The 15318-nt window shown below is 52.3% G+C and carries 13 protein-coding genes; 4 read left to right on the top strand and 9 right to left on the bottom strand.

The window, feature by feature from the left end; translation table 11 throughout:
• Positions 1–44 precede the first annotated feature (44 nt).
• The gene (locus tag HP564_RS02050; protein ID WP_371239691.1) at positions 45–794 is read left to right on the top strand and encodes a DNA-binding transcriptional regulator YciT; all 750 of its coding nucleotides are present in this window, start codon (positions 45–47) and stop codon (positions 792–794) included.
• 7 nt (positions 795–801) lie between these two features.
• Here the strand turns inward: HP564_RS02050 and HP564_RS02055 are convergent, their stop codons facing one another.
• The gene (locus tag HP564_RS02055) at positions 802–1686 is read right to left on the bottom strand and encodes a LysR family transcriptional regulator (protein WP_371239692.1); all 885 of its coding nucleotides are present in this window, start codon (positions 1684–1686) and stop codon (positions 802–804) included.
• 99 nt (positions 1687–1785) lie between these two features.
• Between HP564_RS02055 and HP564_RS02060 the strand changes: the two genes are divergently transcribed.
• Positions 1786–2511: an SDR family oxidoreductase gene (locus HP564_RS02060; protein ID WP_371239694.1), complete on the top strand. Its 726-nt coding sequence runs from the start codon at positions 1786–1788 to the stop codon at positions 2509–2511.
• 73 nt (positions 2512–2584) lie between these two features.
• Here the strand turns inward: HP564_RS02060 and HP564_RS02065 are convergent, their stop codons facing one another.
• Together HP564_RS02065 and HP564_RS02070 are read right to left on the bottom strand one after the other, a co-directional pair.
• Positions 2585–2806: a YdgH/BhsA/McbA-like domain containing protein gene (locus tag HP564_RS02065; RefSeq protein ID WP_371239695.1), complete on the bottom strand. Its 222-nt coding sequence runs from the start codon at positions 2804–2806 to the stop codon at positions 2585–2587.
• Positions 2807–2908: 102 nt separating this feature from the next.
• Positions 2909–3601 (bottom strand): aspartate/glutamate racemase family protein, encoded by a 693-nt coding sequence (locus HP564_RS02070; protein WP_371239697.1) that lies wholly within the window; start codon positions 3599–3601, stop codon positions 2909–2911.
• A gap of 1710 nt (positions 3602–5311) precedes the next feature.
• Between HP564_RS02070 and HP564_RS02075 the strand changes: the two genes are divergently transcribed.
• Positions 5312–6259 (top strand): sulfonate ABC transporter substrate-binding protein, encoded by a 948-nt coding sequence (locus tag HP564_RS02075; protein ID WP_371239698.1) that lies wholly within the window; start codon positions 5312–5314, stop codon positions 6257–6259.
• Between the two features lie 368 nt (positions 6260–6627).
• On the opposite strand, the gene HP564_RS02080 is transcribed toward HP564_RS02075, so the two are convergent.
• From HP564_RS02080 to HP564_RS02090, 3 genes are all read right to left on the bottom strand, one after another.
• On the bottom strand, positions 6628–7602 hold the full coding sequence (locus HP564_RS02080) for a ParB family protein (RefSeq protein WP_371239699.1): 975 nt from the start codon (positions 7600–7602) through the stop codon (positions 6628–6630).
• Positions 7603–7609: 7 nt separating this feature from the next.
• Positions 7610–8809 (bottom strand): AAA family ATPase, encoded by a 1200-nt coding sequence (locus HP564_RS02085; RefSeq protein ID WP_371239701.1) that lies wholly within the window; start codon positions 8807–8809, stop codon positions 7610–7612.
• A 1379-nt stretch (positions 8810–10188) separates the two neighbouring features.
• Positions 10189–11118, bottom strand: a complete 930-nt coding sequence (locus tag HP564_RS02090) for a RepB family plasmid replication initiator protein (RefSeq protein ID WP_371239702.1) — start codon at positions 11116–11118, stop codon at positions 10189–10191.
• Positions 11119–11531: 413 nt separating this feature from the next.
• On the opposite strand from HP564_RS02090, the gene HP564_RS02095 reads away from it, so the two are divergent.
• Positions 11532–12902, top strand: a complete 1371-nt coding sequence (locus tag HP564_RS02095; RefSeq protein ID WP_371239704.1) for an aldehyde dehydrogenase family protein — start codon at positions 11532–11534, stop codon at positions 12900–12902.
• 3 nt (positions 12903–12905) lie between these two features.
• On the opposite strand, the gene HP564_RS02100 is transcribed toward HP564_RS02095, so the two are convergent.
• The 3 genes from HP564_RS02100 to HP564_RS02110 form a co-directional block, all read right to left on the bottom strand.
• Positions 12906–14087, bottom strand: a complete 1182-nt coding sequence (locus HP564_RS02100) for an NAD(P)/FAD-dependent oxidoreductase (RefSeq protein WP_371239705.1) — start codon at positions 14085–14087, stop codon at positions 12906–12908.
• Positions 14088–14159: 72 nt separating this feature from the next.
• On the bottom strand, positions 14160–14678 hold the full coding sequence (locus HP564_RS02105; protein WP_371239707.1) for an N-acetyltransferase family protein: 519 nt from the start codon (positions 14676–14678) through the stop codon (positions 14160–14162).
• Positions 14679–14767: 89 nt separating this feature from the next.
• Positions 14768–15313 carry a helix-turn-helix domain-containing protein gene (locus tag HP564_RS02110; protein WP_371239708.1) on the bottom strand — a complete coding sequence of 182 codons (546 nt, stop codon included), beginning with the start codon at positions 15311–15313 and terminating at the stop codon, positions 14768–14770.
• Positions 15314–15318: the final 5 nt, after the last annotated feature.

Genomic DNA, 15318 nt, shown 5'->3' on the forward strand with positions numbered 1-15318 from the left:
ATCTCTGCTACACTGGCGCAACCTTTTTTCCGGCAACGGCTCGCATGAACGCTAGACATCAACAAATTATTGAACTCGTTAACAGACGTGGCAGCGTCCCGGTCAGCGAACTGGCACAGTTGACCGGTGTCTCCGAAGTCACTGTGCGACAGGATTTGAATCTGCTGGAGCGTGACCATTTTCTGCGTCGCGTTCACGGCTCCGCAGTGGCGCTGGACAGCGACAACGTGGGGATGCGCATGCATACCCACTATGAACGTAAACAGGCGCTGGCAACCCGCGCAGCCAGCCTGATTGAATCGGGCGATGCGGTGTTTATTGAAGGCGGCAGCACCAATGCGCTGCTGGCGCGTCTGATAAGCGAACGCACAGATATCACGGTAATTACCGTCAGTCATTTTATTGCGCATCTGCTGAAGGACGCGGCGTGCGACGTTATCGTACCGGGTGGCCTGTTGCAGAAAAGCAGTCAGTCAATGGTTGGCCCGCTAACGCGTTATTGCGTGCAGCAAATCCATTTTCATAAAGCGTTTGTTGGCGTTGACGGCTGGCATTCAGAAACGGGGTTCACCGGGCGCAATATGCTGCGCTGCGATGTCGTTGATGCGGTCCTGGCGAAAGGAATGCCAACCTGGGCGCTGACAGATTCTTCAAAGTTTGGACAAATCCATCCCTATCCGCTGTCGTCAGGTTATCCGGTCAGACAGGTGATCACAGACAGCGGACTCAGTGCGGTGGCGCGAGGGCAGCTGGAAGAACAGGGCGTCGTGGTCACATGCGTTGAGCAGCCTTAGGAAATCCTTACACTTTCATATGATCGATTAGCGCTCTCAGCTTAGGCGCGAGATTTTTTCGGCTGGGAAAATAGAGATAGAATCCTGCAAACGCCGGTAAATACGCCTCCAGCAGCGGTACCAGTTCGCCGCGTGCGATGCAGGGGCGATAAGTCTCCTCCATTCCAATAGCGATCCCGCCACCTGCGCAGGCGGTGCGGATCATCAACCCCATATCGTTGGTGTTGAGTTGTGCATTGACCGCCACATCAAATGCCCTGCCCTGCTCGGCAAATTCCCAGCGATAGGGCGCGACACCCGGTTCGCGTCGCCAGCCAATACAACGGTGTTGCAATAACTCATGGGGATGCTGCGGCGTGCCGTAATGAGCCAGGTAAGCGGGCGCCGCGACGACCATTTGCCGCTGTTGCAGGGAGACCGGCACCGCGATCATATCCTGTGCGATGGTTTCGCCCAGTCTGACGCCAGCATCATAGCCCTGAGCGACGATATCGAATTCATCATCGGTGACAAAAATATCAAGCTCGATTTGTGGGTAGCGTTGAAGAAAGGTGGCCAGTAGCTCACCGTTAATAAAACGCTCGGCAATGGACGAGACGGCCAGCCGTAGCCGTCCGCGAGGTTCGCCGGCCAGCTCAGCAATCTCGACTACCGCCCGATTAAGCTGTAAAACCGCAGGTGCCACCTCTGCATAGAGTCTTTCACCCGCTTCGGTCAGGCTGAGGCTGCGGGTAGTACGCTGTATTAATGAAATCTGTAGTCGATCTTCCAGCCGGCGCAGCGACTGGCTTACTGCGGGCCGGGTAACGCCTAATTTCTCTGCGGCCAGGCGAAAATTACGCGTCTGGGCCAGCGTGACAAAGATCTCCAGCACGTTCTTATCCAGCATCATTCGTTACTCTCAGTTACCAGTCAGGTAAGCAATGGTGGGATTCTCTTTATAGTCCAGCGGTCATAAAATCGCCAGACACTTAACAAGAGGAGTGACACCATGAGCAACAAAGTGATTCTGATCACCGGCGCATCCAGCGGTATTGGCGCGGGTATCGCGCGCGAGCTGGCGAGCAGCGGCGCAATCCTGCTGCTCGGCGCACGCCGCGTTGATCGTTTACAGGCGCTGGCAGATGAACTCCAGCAACAAGGAGCAGAAGTGGCTATCGCCGCGCTGGACGTAACCTCACGCGCGTCGGTACAGCAGTTCGCTGATGTCGCACTGCAAAAATGGGGACGCATTGATGTGATGATCAACAATGCAGGCGTTATGCCGCTCTCTCCGCTGGCGTCGTTAAAAGTCGAAGAGTGGGATCGCATGATTGATGTGAATATAAAAGGAGTACTGTATGGGATTGCCGCCGCTCTGCCGCCAATGCTGGCGCGTGAAGCAGGGCATATCATCAATATTGCTTCTATCGGCGCGCTGAGTGTATCGCCTACTGCCGCCGTCTATTGCGCCACCAAATTTGCGGTTCGCGCCATTTCAGACGGGCTGCGTCAGGAGAATACGCAGCTGCGCGTGACCTGCATTCATCCTGGCGTGGTGGAAAGTGAGCTGGCTGAAACCATTACGGATGCGTCGGCCGCAGCATTGATGAACGACTATCGTGCCATTGCGCTACAGCCTGCGGCCATTGGCCGTGCGGTTCGCTTTGCTGTTGAGCAGCCGGATGATGTGGATGTCAGTGAAATTGTGGTGCGCCCTACCCGCTCGCCCTACTAGGCATGCAGGTCGGGACAACAAAAAAGGCTGCCATCTGGCAGCCTCTTCTGGTACGTCCCTGTACGACCATCCGTTATTTATAGATTTCAGCGGTCATGTAGACGCCGTTGTCGGCGCGGGCGCTGGTGATTTTATAGCTGTTTGCGCCTTCTGCCTGCGCTTTTGCCGCAATATGGGCTTCGGCGCTGTCCAGCGTGCTGCCGTGTGCGGAAATGCTTTCAGCGGCAACGCTGCCGAAAGAGATCACAGAGAGTGCAGCAACAGCAGCAAGAGTCAGTGTTTTTACGTTTTTCATGGTCAAAATCCTTCTTTTTGTCAGGGCGAGGCGATGTGCCTTCGATGACGCTAATAATAACTTACGTTACTATTATCATACTAACAAAAAGTGCGATCGCGATCACGTCAGGGCCTGGCGTACAGCACGCTGTGCATGGATCAGTGTGGTATCAAACAGCGGTACGCTGGCATCCTGTGCGCTGACCAGCATCGTGATCTCAGTACAGCCAAGGATAATGCCCTCAGCGCCCTGCTCCGTCAGCTTCGCCATGATGTGCCGAAATTTCTCACGCGACGCCGCATTGACTTTACCCTGACACAACTCCTGATAAATCACCTGGTGCACCAGTGCCCGGTCGGTTTGATCGGGTGTCACGACTTCCAGCCCATATTCTTCTGTCAGACGGCCACGATAAAAAGCCTCTTCCATCGTGAAGCGCGTTGCCAGCAATCCAACTTTTTTCAGCCCGTTATCCCGGATTCGCTCTGCGGTGGCATCGGCGATATGAAGCAAAGGGATATCAACTGCCTGCTGAATGTGCGGTGCGACCTTGTGCATGGTGTTGGTTGCCAGTACCAGAAAATCAGCCCCCGCGCGTACCAGAGCCCGGGCGGCCTGTGCCAGCTGAACGCCTGCTTCATCCCAGCGCCCATCGCTTTGCAGTTTTTCAATTTCAGCAAAATCGACGCTATAGAGCACGATGCGCGCAGAATGCAGTCCGCCCAGTGCAGCTTTTATCTCTTCATTGAGAATGCGGTAATAAAGCGCTGTAGACTCCCACGACATCCCCCCTAATAATCCTATTGTTTTCATAATAGATGATTCCTGTTAGCCAGTGTCAGTGGCTCCAGCATGCCTGATATTGTCGGTAAACAAAAACCAGTCATCAGGGGTTAATGTGATTAGGCTACGTTTTTCTGTGGCGATTGCGATCCGCCAGCCAGTGCAAATAGCGAAAATCTGACGTTGTACCGATGTTGTTAGGCGATATTCGCTCGTTATGTCGTCTGGTCAGGTTCTCCGCGACGCCCTCCGTTTCTCCGCCTTATGCTGTCGCACCTGATTCGATAAGTAGCGGGCATAAAAAGGGAAGCCGTTCGTCCTGTGACTGGCCTTTAAAAAACAGTCTCTTCCGCAGCCAGCCCGGTATGCCTGTCAGAGCATCCTTCACGCAGAAGTGACATAAAGCTTGTCCAGCGCGCACCACAAACGGCTGCCGTATAGCCTGTGAAGCGTTGCACCATGCATTGTTTCTGCATAAGCAGCGCGTTTAACCCTTTTCGCAGCGCAGGCAGGCCCCTCAGATTATGATTTGATGCAACCAGGTGCCGTCAGGATGTCGTTACCGCAAGGCAGGTCAGCGTCGAGAGAAAGATATTCACTGTAAGCAGCAGATCTGGTTTGGGCAGCGTTGCTCTCTCTGTCAGATGCGGAAACTGCGATACCGTGAACAGGCCATCCAGATGAGCTAAAGACTGACAAAAGCCTGCTTCAGTGCCCGCGGCTATGGCGTAATATCGAGCCTCTGCGCCTGTGAGAGAGGGTTTCGGGGTCAGAGAGCGCGGTGCAGAAATGCAGCTTCCCATGGCTGCCATGACGCCTGGAGGAGATCCGTTCTTCGGCGCAAGCAGGCTGTATATTGTGTGGTAAAAAGTTAACAAAACACCCTTACTGTCACTGAAGCTCTTCAGTCATCAACGCAGCGACTTACGGTTTAACAGAGGCAGAGGAGAAGGAATAAAAAGGCGGTCAGGGCAGACCACAGCACGTTTTTGCTAATGCGCGTGTGACCGCAAAGGGTGCTTTTCGCCTGGCCCCTGGTGTCCGTTCGCTGATGCGCTGCTTGTGCAGATGGCTTATCGAAACCGGCATAATGAGTCGCAGAATAAGGCTGCGGCACAGCATTGTGACGCTCGTCTTCACAATCGATGAAATAACGATACAGGGATGCTGGCGAGCGCAGTGACGTCATGGATTTCCACTATCGCCGCGTTCTTTCCGGCCAGACTCAATGCAGAGTGCTGGCTATGCAATAACAGACAGATCCCCTTTTTTGAATGGAGAGGCTGTCTGACACCACGTTATACAGAGTGCCGGGACAGGTCGGTCACTCACGTAGTTCATCAGCACACTTGCTGGCAGACAAAATATCAGGTTTGACATTGCTCAGGCAGAGTAGAACTGCAATGCAACTCAGATCGCTGACATTTCGGCATAGTCCGTTTTGCCAGAGAGGTGCAGCTCGATTTTTGAAAACCCCTTAATACAGTGAACAAACCCAGGGGAGACAAACTGGCCGTATTCTGACAGAAAGCTTCGCAGACTTTTTTTACTGACGGCTTCAGAACATGAATATGTAAACCTTGACCTGCTTTCCTGTTCAGCCCCTTTTGCGCTCTCTGTCAGGGCAGGTGACGCTGCAGTTTCCTGCAGATCAATTCTTCCAGGATATAAGCAAACGAGAATCGTTATTTACGAGCGATCAAAGCAGTGGGGTAAGGTTAGCCAAAAACCTGGAGAGAAATGATGAAATGTTATGAATTCGCGTTGAGTGCCCTTGCTCTCGGATTAAGTTCACTCACATTGCCGGTGTCTGCTGCGCCAGACAGCGTCAACATTGGTTATCAGAAAGCAAACATTTTTGCGCTGCTGAAGTATCGTGGCACGCTGGAATCCACCCTCGAAAAGCAGGGTATCAACGTACGCTGGGTCGAATTTCCCGCCGGGCCACAGATGCTTGAAGGCCTGAATGTGGGCAGTATTGACCTCGCCGCGACAGGTGATGCGCCGCCAGCCTTTGCGCAGGCGGCAAAAGCGGACCTGGTTTATCTTGGACATTCACCTGCTAATCCCAAAACAGAAGCCATTGTGGTTCCCTCAGACTCCGCCATTCACAGCGTAAAGGACCTGAAAGGAAAACGGATTGCATTAAACAAAGGCTCCGACGTTAATTATCTGTTGATAGCTGCACTGAAGGAATCCGGACTCAGCTACAAGGACATTACGCCCGTGTATTTACCGCCAGCTGATGCGCGTGCGGCTTTCCAGAAAGGTGCAGTTGATGCCTGGGTAATCTGGGATCCCTATCTGGCCGAGGTTGAAGCCAGTACCGGCGCACGGCAGGTACGCAACGCCGAAGGACTGGTACCGCACTATACCTTTTACCTGGCAAGCCGCAAATTCGCCGATGGAGAGCCTGAAGTCGCCAGACAGGTACTTGATGAGTTGAGCAAGCTGAGCGAATGGGCAAACCAGCATCCAACCGAGGCAGCGGCCATCCTTTCTCACTCTACCGGACTGGACAGTACCATCTGGCGCACCACGCTCACGCGTCTGCCTTATGGGGCAGAGCGTATGACAGATGCCGTCTTTGCCCAGCAGCAAAAGCTGGCCGACACGTTCACAAACGCGAAGCTACTGCCAACGAAAATTGATGTGCGCTCTGCAAGCTGGTCAGCGGATAAAAAATAGAATTGTTGCCCTTTAACGAGGGCAACTCCACCTGAAATGAATTTTAGCTGGCGATTTCACCCTGAAATCTTGCGCTTATACTCATTAAATTCAGCAACTTAAGCATGAAATGGCACTGGCGAGCAGTCTCGTTTTTTTTGCGGCATAGCCGAAATCTTCGATAAACAGAACCAGACGCAATAAGGCAGCGTTATCTTCTGACAGCGTTGTTATTGGGTGAAACGCTGGCGATTTCAGCCTGAAATTTTCAGATAAATTGTCTTCAAGCAGGGAGTTAGTGCAGAAATCGGCATGGCGAAAAGCAGGGGCATTCAGAGCGGAGAGTAGCAAAACAAAAAAATCCGGGCCAACTGACCCGGATTGTTATTTTACTTCTCACCAAGATGTTTTTGTAACGTTTCTGCAATGACTCGATCGAGTTCTTCCTGAAGCTCTTTTGACTGACGATTAAACTCATAGCTGAACATGCGCCCCCGTGATTTTTTACGGGCAAAACGATCTTTGTCAGCAAAGGTCCAGAGAGTTTCCGAAACAGGTTTATCTTTTGCTGGCGTCTCGATCAACGTCTGACTGCCGTTACGAACCAGACGAAGGATATGATTTTTTACCTCGTCTTCAGCCAGACCGTCACGCGCGCAAACCGTATCAACATCCATCGACACTGTTTCTATCAGTCTCTCTATCGACTGGCCCGTTTCTGTCAGTTTGTCAGCTGCCATTAACAGAGCTTTATAGTCGGGATAAGTCAGCTCAGAATGGTCAGGGAAAAGTGAAATCAGCTCTGCCGGTACGCTTGCAGCCTGCAAAGCGCGTGTCACTTTTGCCTGAGACAGCCCCTGGTTCTCAGCAATCTCTTTCTGCGAAAGGCCGCCATTCTTTAATGACATGAGACGCAGTCCTACTTCACGCAGGTTATGTTCACGCGCAGTCTGAATATCCTGCGCGAGCCTGCGCGCTTCTTCGGTGGTAATGGCAGTCTCAGAAACCAGAATATCCAGTCCGGTTTTGCAATAGAGTGCGGCGGCACGCCGACGGGAGCCGTCCAAAATCTCGATGCGGCCGTCGCGCTTCACACCAATAGCGGGAAAAAACTGCTGGAGTTTAATGGTGCGAATAATGTCCCGCAGAGAATCCGGCGTCAGTCCGGCCTGGTCACGCCCGTTAGTTTCGAGCACCACAAAAGTTTTTTCTTCGATCTCTTTTGCGTCAATTCGTTCAAGACGAAAAACCGCTCTTTTGCCGGTAGAGAGAACAAATGTTTGCGTTGGGGCTTCAGATGACTCCTCAGCCTGAACCGGTGTCTGGCTAAAGGTTCTGCCGATAGTAATTCTTTTTGCACTCATAGCGACCTCAGTTCAGGCGAATAAATTCGATACGGTCAAAAACCGCTTTTGCAAAATCCTCAGCAGCTGAACGCGCATTTTTTAACGCTTCACTGCTGCCCACATAGGTAGAGGGGTTAGCTGAAATAACGGTGTCGAATGACTCCCCACAGCGTTCAAAACCATCAAGGCGGGGTAGCGCTGCATCCAGCATATCGCCGCCAAAAATCTCCTTCGCCAGGCTGTGGCACAACTTGTGGTCAGCCTTGTTGGAGAGCTTTGACATAAATCCGATATTGCCCTGCAAGCGGCAGGTCGCGCCTGACTCTTCAATAATGTCGATCAGCTCTGGAAGGCGAGTCAGGTATTTGAGCGTTGAGTGAAAATCTACCTGCGCGGGGGGCACGGGCGTCATCAGCAAATCGGAGGCAGCGATCGCATTTTTCAAAAACGCATCCAGATGCGGCCCACTGTCAATAAAAATGAAGTCGTAATCTTTTTTCAGTTTTGCAATGACGTTATTGTAAAGCACGCCATGAACGTTCTGACCCGCCAGGTGTTCGGCACAAAGCTCATCCCAGCGTGAAGCAATAAAAGCATCGTCTATCGAGGCAGGAAGTACATCCACGCCGGGGATAATTGACGGCACGATAAATTCTTCCAGCAGCTCATCACGGCTAACGTTTTGCAGCATCGCCTGCGCAGCAGTGGCTTCCACCAGCCCGACAGACCGTTCATGATTAAGAAACATGGTCGCGGAAGACTGGGGATCAAGGTCAATAACCAGAATACGTAGATCTTCAAAAAGCAGATGAGGATGCGCGCGCAAGGCATGAGCGAGCGAAACCGTTGAAACAGTTTTAGAGACGCCACCTTTCAGGTTACCAACAAAGATCGTATAGGCTTCGGGATGACGGTCGCGATATTTAGGCACGCCACGGTGATGATAGATATCGATGATATTCTGAATAGACATGGCGTATTTGGTCGAGCTGCCTGCGGCCCGTTTATCAAACGCATACCCACTCTCTTCCATCTCGTTGACGGCGTAGTCAACACTGGCACGTGTCAGCTTAGGCAATTTTGCCAGCGCTGCTTTCGCATAGACCTGATAAAAAGTATTTTCGTGAAGTTCTTCTTTTTGCGCCTGAATTTGTTCCGTCAGGCTCAGAAGCATCCTTTCAGATCGCTGCGCGACCTTAAGTACCTGCTTTTCGTCGTTAGCCATACTTACTCCACACATGTAGGATTTGTGACTTTATACATAAATCCTGCATAGCGGGCAAGAAAATATCTTTTGATGCGGATTTGCCAGTTTCTGTTTGAATCGCGTATAGGGTTTCAAAACTGCAAACGTTCACTGTAATCAGCTGTGAAATGATCTGGCAGGTGTCAACATTCACTGTAATCAGTAAAACCAGGCATTTCATTCACTGTAATCAGTAATGCGACAGTTTGAAAACGCCTTCCTTCTCTTAAACAAAAAAATCAGGGGAGGGGAGAGACGCTGATCAGCCCAAAGGTTCACTGTAATCAGTAAAGGAAGGGCTTCAGGTAAATAGCGTTACCGGCCGTTTATGCGAGTATTCGTTCTTTGCGTTCACTGTAATCAGTAGTTCTCTATAAACGTTCACTGCAATCAGTATCAGGGGGTTGGCATCGCTGTGATGTTCACTGTAGTCAGCAGGCACTCACCATGCAGGCAGATGCCAGGCACCGCAGTCCAGGACAAACATTCACTGTAATCAGTATTCCGCGTTGTTCCTCAACGCGGCTGCGACCTTTTTATGCTAGAGACCCGCTAACATTCACTGTATTCAGTAGAAGAGTGGGACAAGCAGACAACGTTCACTGTAATCAGTGACGTCACAGAGTTGGCAGGAGAGAACAATGTCAGAAGCAATAATGTCGGGAAAGAGAAGCAGTAACGTTCACTGTAATGAGTAAACGACCTCACGCAGCGTGGGGAGTTATATTCACTGTAATCAGTAGAACCGGACAGAAGTAAGAATTAAAAGGTGGAACAGAGATAAAAAGATTCACTGTAAAGAGCAGGATCGCTGGTTTAATGCACAAACCGGTTGCACACTGCCTGTAACATTCACTGTAATCAGTTTCGACACCGGCCCTGTCACCATCGCCAAAAGGTTCACGCCAGACATTCACTGTAGTCGGTCACCACGGCTGCGGCAGAAAAAAGCGATCATTTCATTATTTTTCATACGTTTATCTGTTACCGTTCACTGTATTCAGTATCGGCCAGACATAATATGTTCACTGTAATCAGTAACTAAGCGTCGTTAATCATAAAATTCACTGTAATCAGTGTAGACCGGCATACTGAGAAATCAAGAAAAGGGGTATTTTTTAAGCAAGCATGAATCGGATCGCAATCCACTGTAATTTAATGATTTTATGAGTTTCAGAATTGCGGTTATCGGCGCGCTAACCTAATAGTACTGATTACAGTGAATGTTGCTTGTTACAGTGAACAGGCAAAGGCGAGCAAAAGACAAAGCGCAGGAGCCGAGGCAGGCGAACAGCGTCACGCATAGGGTAAACGTGACACCGTAATGGATGTTTGCTGATTACAGTGAACTTGGCCCGTTATTCATCGAAATCGATCTCATCAAGAGAATCAATGCTCTCTAAACTGCCAATGCCGTCCAGTTTTGGCGTGCGGCTGTGGATGATAAAGAACACTGAACGACCCCGTTTAACCTCAGAGTAATCGAGGTAGCCAATTTCTTTAAGCTGCTCCATTGCGCGCCGCACAACGTGATTCTGCGTGGTGGTTTTAGAGCCGAGATTCAGGCGCATACGCAGACGCGCCAGCGAAATAGGGGCAGGATTTGTCGGCAGGCTTTCCAGGAAGGTATACAGCGCCTGGGCAGACTCTTTACGCTTTAATCGCGATATTGCCCTGAGCTGCAGCAACACCTTATGGTCAAAATTATACAGCTCAAACAGTTTCGGATCGGCCTGGATCATCACCACATCTTTTTCGCGATCGTAATAGGCAGACTGCACCAGGTGCGTGTGATAAGCCTTGCCGTTGCCTTCGAAAGAGAGCGTGTTGGTAGCAATACGGCGCAGTGAAGCATCAAGCCTTTTACGCAAGGCTGCTGACGAGTTCGCCGAAGGAATGCCACACATCTTCACAAAATCGATAAAAGGCAGCGTTACCGTGTCGCCTTTGGTGGGATAGCGAGAAAAAGACTGGATTATCCCCGCCCAGGTTTTGAAATCGTTATCCATATCCAGCCGTGCACCGGTAATGGTAATCTTCTCATACCCCTCAGCTTTCACCAGCGACAGGTTCTTGAGTTCTTTCGTCGCATCGGTTGAGGCCATAGCACCCGATTTGCCTCGTGCTGTAGATTTCAACGTGGGAACAAAGAGCCCCAGTCGCATCAGAGCAACCGGCTGAACGGTATTATTCTTGTTGGGATGGAGCTGAATAACTTCGCCGCTGTTTTTGGTCACGGACAGAAAAGGTTCTAATAACCCTTTGTTTTCACTCTCTTTATCTGCCATAGCATGAGATCTTCATTCTGGGGATGAAAAGGATCGATTTCTGACTACAGTGAACACTATCACTGTTTACAGTGAACATTCTACTCTATACAGTGAATAAAGTACTGATTACAGTGAACACTTTGCTGATTACAGTGAACGCGATCACCTTCTCAGCCCTTGTGGGGTGCGGCCTGTGGCGATCGGGGATCTCTTTGGATCTTTACAGGATCTCTTTATGATCGTTTATAGGGATCTGTTCTCTGTATATGTGGATAACTCATTTGCCAGCGCACCACAGGTCATATCATCCTGCTCACCTGTCCCAATGGTATTCATAATAAGAAAACAAGTTAATCATGATTATTCATTTTTCATAAAGAAATCCCAGGCGTAAGGTAATCACATCCTTACAGACCCTGAAGAGAGGCACTATGACCGATTACGCTGTTTCTAAAAATCCTGCCACTGGTGAAATTCTGGCTCGTTACCCGATGCAGTCTCTGGCAGAACTGGAAAGTACGCTTGCAACCAGTGCTTCCGCATTTCACCAGTGGCGTGAGAGTGATATTCCTGCGCGTGTGAAGGTGTTGCGTCAGCTTGCTGAGCAGCTTCGCCAGCGTGAACCCGAACTTTCACGCATGATTACGCTGGAGATGGGCAAACCTGTTGCTCAGGCGCGTGCGGAGATCCTCAAATGTGCCACTCTCAGCGACTGGTACGCTGAACACGGTCCAGCGATGCTGGAGGATCAGCCTACGCAGGTTCCGGATGCCTGGCAGCGCTTTAAACCGGTCGGTACCATTCTGGCTGTAATGCCGTGGAACTTTCCATTCTGGCAGGTGCTGCGCGGTGCCGTAGGCATGTTGCTGGCAGGCAATACCTATGTGCTGAAGCATGCGCCTAACGTAATGGGCTGTGCGTCGCTGATGACAGAATTATTTGAGGCGACAGATCTGCCAAAAGGGGCATTCGCTTCTGTTAACGTAGATAATGACGGTGTTTCCGCAGCCATTAACGATCCGCGTATTGCTGCTGTCGCGGTAACAGGCAGCGTGCGTGCAGGCGCAGCGATCGCTGCACAGGCCGGAGCGGCCCTGAAAAAGACCGTACTGGAACTGGGTGGATCCGATCCCTTCATCGTACTGGCAGACGCCGATCTTGATGAAGCCATTAAATCCGCAGTCACAGGTCGCTACCAGAATACCGGGCAGGTCTGTATGGCGGCAAAACGCTTTATCGTGGAAGCCTCCATTGCTGAAGAATTTGAGGCACGCTTCAGCGCCGCCGTCCAGACACTGACCATGGGTGATCCGCTGGACGAAAACAACTATCTTGGCCCAATGGCGCGCTTTGATTTACGCGATGAGCTTGATAATCAGGTTAAACGGTCGTTGCAGGAAGGTGCCCGTCTGGTTCTGGGCGGCGAAAAGATCGCAGGGGAGGGTAACTACTATGCCCCCACGATCCTGTCAGATGTCACTAACGACATGACAGCATTTCGCGAAGAGCTGTTTGGTCCGGTTGCAGCAATTGCCATTGCCCGCGATGCCGAACATGCGCTGGCAATTGCCAATGACAGTGAGTTCGGCCTCAGCGCAACCCTGTGGACAGGCAACAGCGCCACTGCCGATCAACTCGCCGACCGACTCGAAACCGGAGCCGTGTTTATTAACGGAAATGGCGCGTCCGATCCGCGCGTCACAATTGGCGGTGTCAAAAAGAGTGGCTACGGTCGTGAACTCTCACACTTCGGCGTGCATGAGTTCTGTAATATTCAGACCGTCTGGAAAAACCGCCGCTAAACCCTACTGGGCCGCAGGAAGATAAGCGGGGGTATTGCCTCCGCTTTTACCGGTAAAGGGCGTCATAAGGCGCTGAGGCGCAAAATCAGCCAGCATTTCAGACCGCCTCCCGGTCATCATCTCCTCTGCCACTAATTCACCCAGCACAGGTGCCAGTGTCATACCGCTGTGCGATACCATCAGATAGATGCGTCCGGATCCCCCCACAAAGCCAAGAGCGGGCAAACCGTCCGCCGGGCGCGAGCGCTGACCCACCTCTATCCTGGCAATACGCGCCCCTTCAGTCTGAACAAACATCCGCCGCAGACGGCGCAAAAACGCCTGACCAATTGCTCCTTCCGTACTGACCGGACGGGCCGGATCCGCATGTTCATCCAGATCCAGTGCCTGTAACAGCAACCGTCCGCCTCCCTCCGGCCTGATATTCAGCTCAGGCGAAATAATGTTGCTGTTGATCTGAAGCGGAAGAGGATCCGTGTAAGCCAGGAAACTACAGGCAACGTTATCCGGGCGGTTCGCATCCGTCATGGCCAGATCAAACCCGAGCTGGCTCACCAGTTCAGCTGACCATCGACCCGTTGCCAGAATGACGCGATCGCCCACCCAGCGCTCGCCGTCTGACAGTTCCAGGGTGACACCACTCGCCTGCTCCGACAGCGCAATGACCTCGGTATAAGGGAACAGCTGGCCACCCAGAGAGCGAACCTGATTCCGCAGCCAGCCGATGAGCAGGCCAGGATAGAGCAGACATTCTGACGGGAAAAACCAGCCCTGCTGGATGCGGGCATCGAGCCGTAGCTCAGGAAAATGAGCCAGTAGCGCCTCACGCGTTACCGTCTGCGAGGGATAGCCAAGCCTGATCAGTCTGGCAACGCGGGTTTCCAGCTGCGCCCGCATCGCACTGTCGGCCGCCCACTCCCAGGTGCCGGTTTCCAGCAGCCACGGCGTTGTCGCGCCTGAATTCCGCTGCAAACGTTTATGTGCCTCTATGCCCGCGGCATTGAGGGAGTGATAACTTTCCGGGCTTTTGCCGTTGGCATTCACCCATGCAAAACTAATCTGGCTGGTGCCCGCACCTGGCACACTTTTATCAAACAGCGTGACCTGCGCGCCCTTCAGGGCAAGCATGCGTGCAACTGACAACCCTATTATGCCAGCACCGATAACTGCAATACGCTGCGTCATGGCCTCAGGCTCCCATCAGGCTATATCGTAAAAGGGACGTGGTAAGGGCCAGCGGATGGCCTCGTAAGGGCGTTATTCTGGCAGGGTGCTGTCGCCAGTGCCCAGTTCACGCTGCATCAGATGCGTATCAAGCCAGCGGCCATGCTTGAATCCCACTGCTTTTAATACGCCTGTGTCGCAGAAGCCCAGCGCACGGTGCAAACCCACCGAAGCCAGATTGTCGTTCCCGGCAATCACGGCAACAACCTGGCGGAAGCCACGCGCCTCGGCCAGGCGCAGCGCTTCCGTCAGCAGCGCCCGTCCGATACCACGACCGGTATGTTCAGGATGGAGATAAATGGAATCTTCCAGCGTAAAGCGATAGGCATAGCGGGGGCGGTAGGGCGCAAGATAGCAGTAACCTGTCACGTTACCTTCATCCAGGGCGACCAGCCAAATCCCTCCCTTTTCAAGCAGGGTGGTTAAACGCGTTTGCATCGTTTCGGCGTCAGGCGGCTCAGTTTCAAATGTGGCGCTGCCGTAGAGAACATGCCAGGCGTAAATATGTTGAATGGCAGGAATATGTTGGGCGGTAGCGGGTATAATTTGCATGGCATCCTCTGACGTTATCCTTGTATACGCCATGCTACACCTCTCATGGCACAGCGGCAGCAGGATGCGTCAGAGGAAAATATTATGGATCAGCCGTGCTCCATTACCAGCACAGCCAGCGTATCTGGCTCCAGCGCGCGAAAAATGTGGGCCTCATCCCCGGCATAGCAGATATAGTCTCCCGGATGCAGCTCGACAGGCGAGCTTTCCGGTCCCACCAGCGCACGCCCCTGCGTCACAATCAGATGTTCAATGGTGCCGGGAGAGTGCGGCTGTGAGCAGCGTTCGCTGCCAGGCTGGGTATTGAGCAGATAGATATCGCGTCTCGCACCGGGCGGACAGGTTGCCAGCAAAACAGCCTGATAGTCAGCCAGTTCCGCCGTCACGGCTGGGCCTTCGCCCCGCCGGATAACCTGCAGACGCTTCTCTTCTGGCTCCATCAAACGCGCGAAAGGAATATTCAGCGCCACGCACAGCGCCCACAGCGTCTCAATACCGGGATTGCCACTGCCTGACTCCAGCTGCGAAAGCGTGGATTTGGCGATACCGGCGCGACGAGCTACTTCAGCCAGCGACAGGCCGGCGCGCTGGCGTTCGCGAACCAGACTCTGGGCAATAATTGTGATCGGGGTCACGTTCA

This window comes from Pantoea sp. KPR_PJ, assembly GCF_041386365.1.
Classification (GTDB): Bacteria; Pseudomonadota; Gammaproteobacteria; order Enterobacterales; family Enterobacteriaceae; genus Pantoea.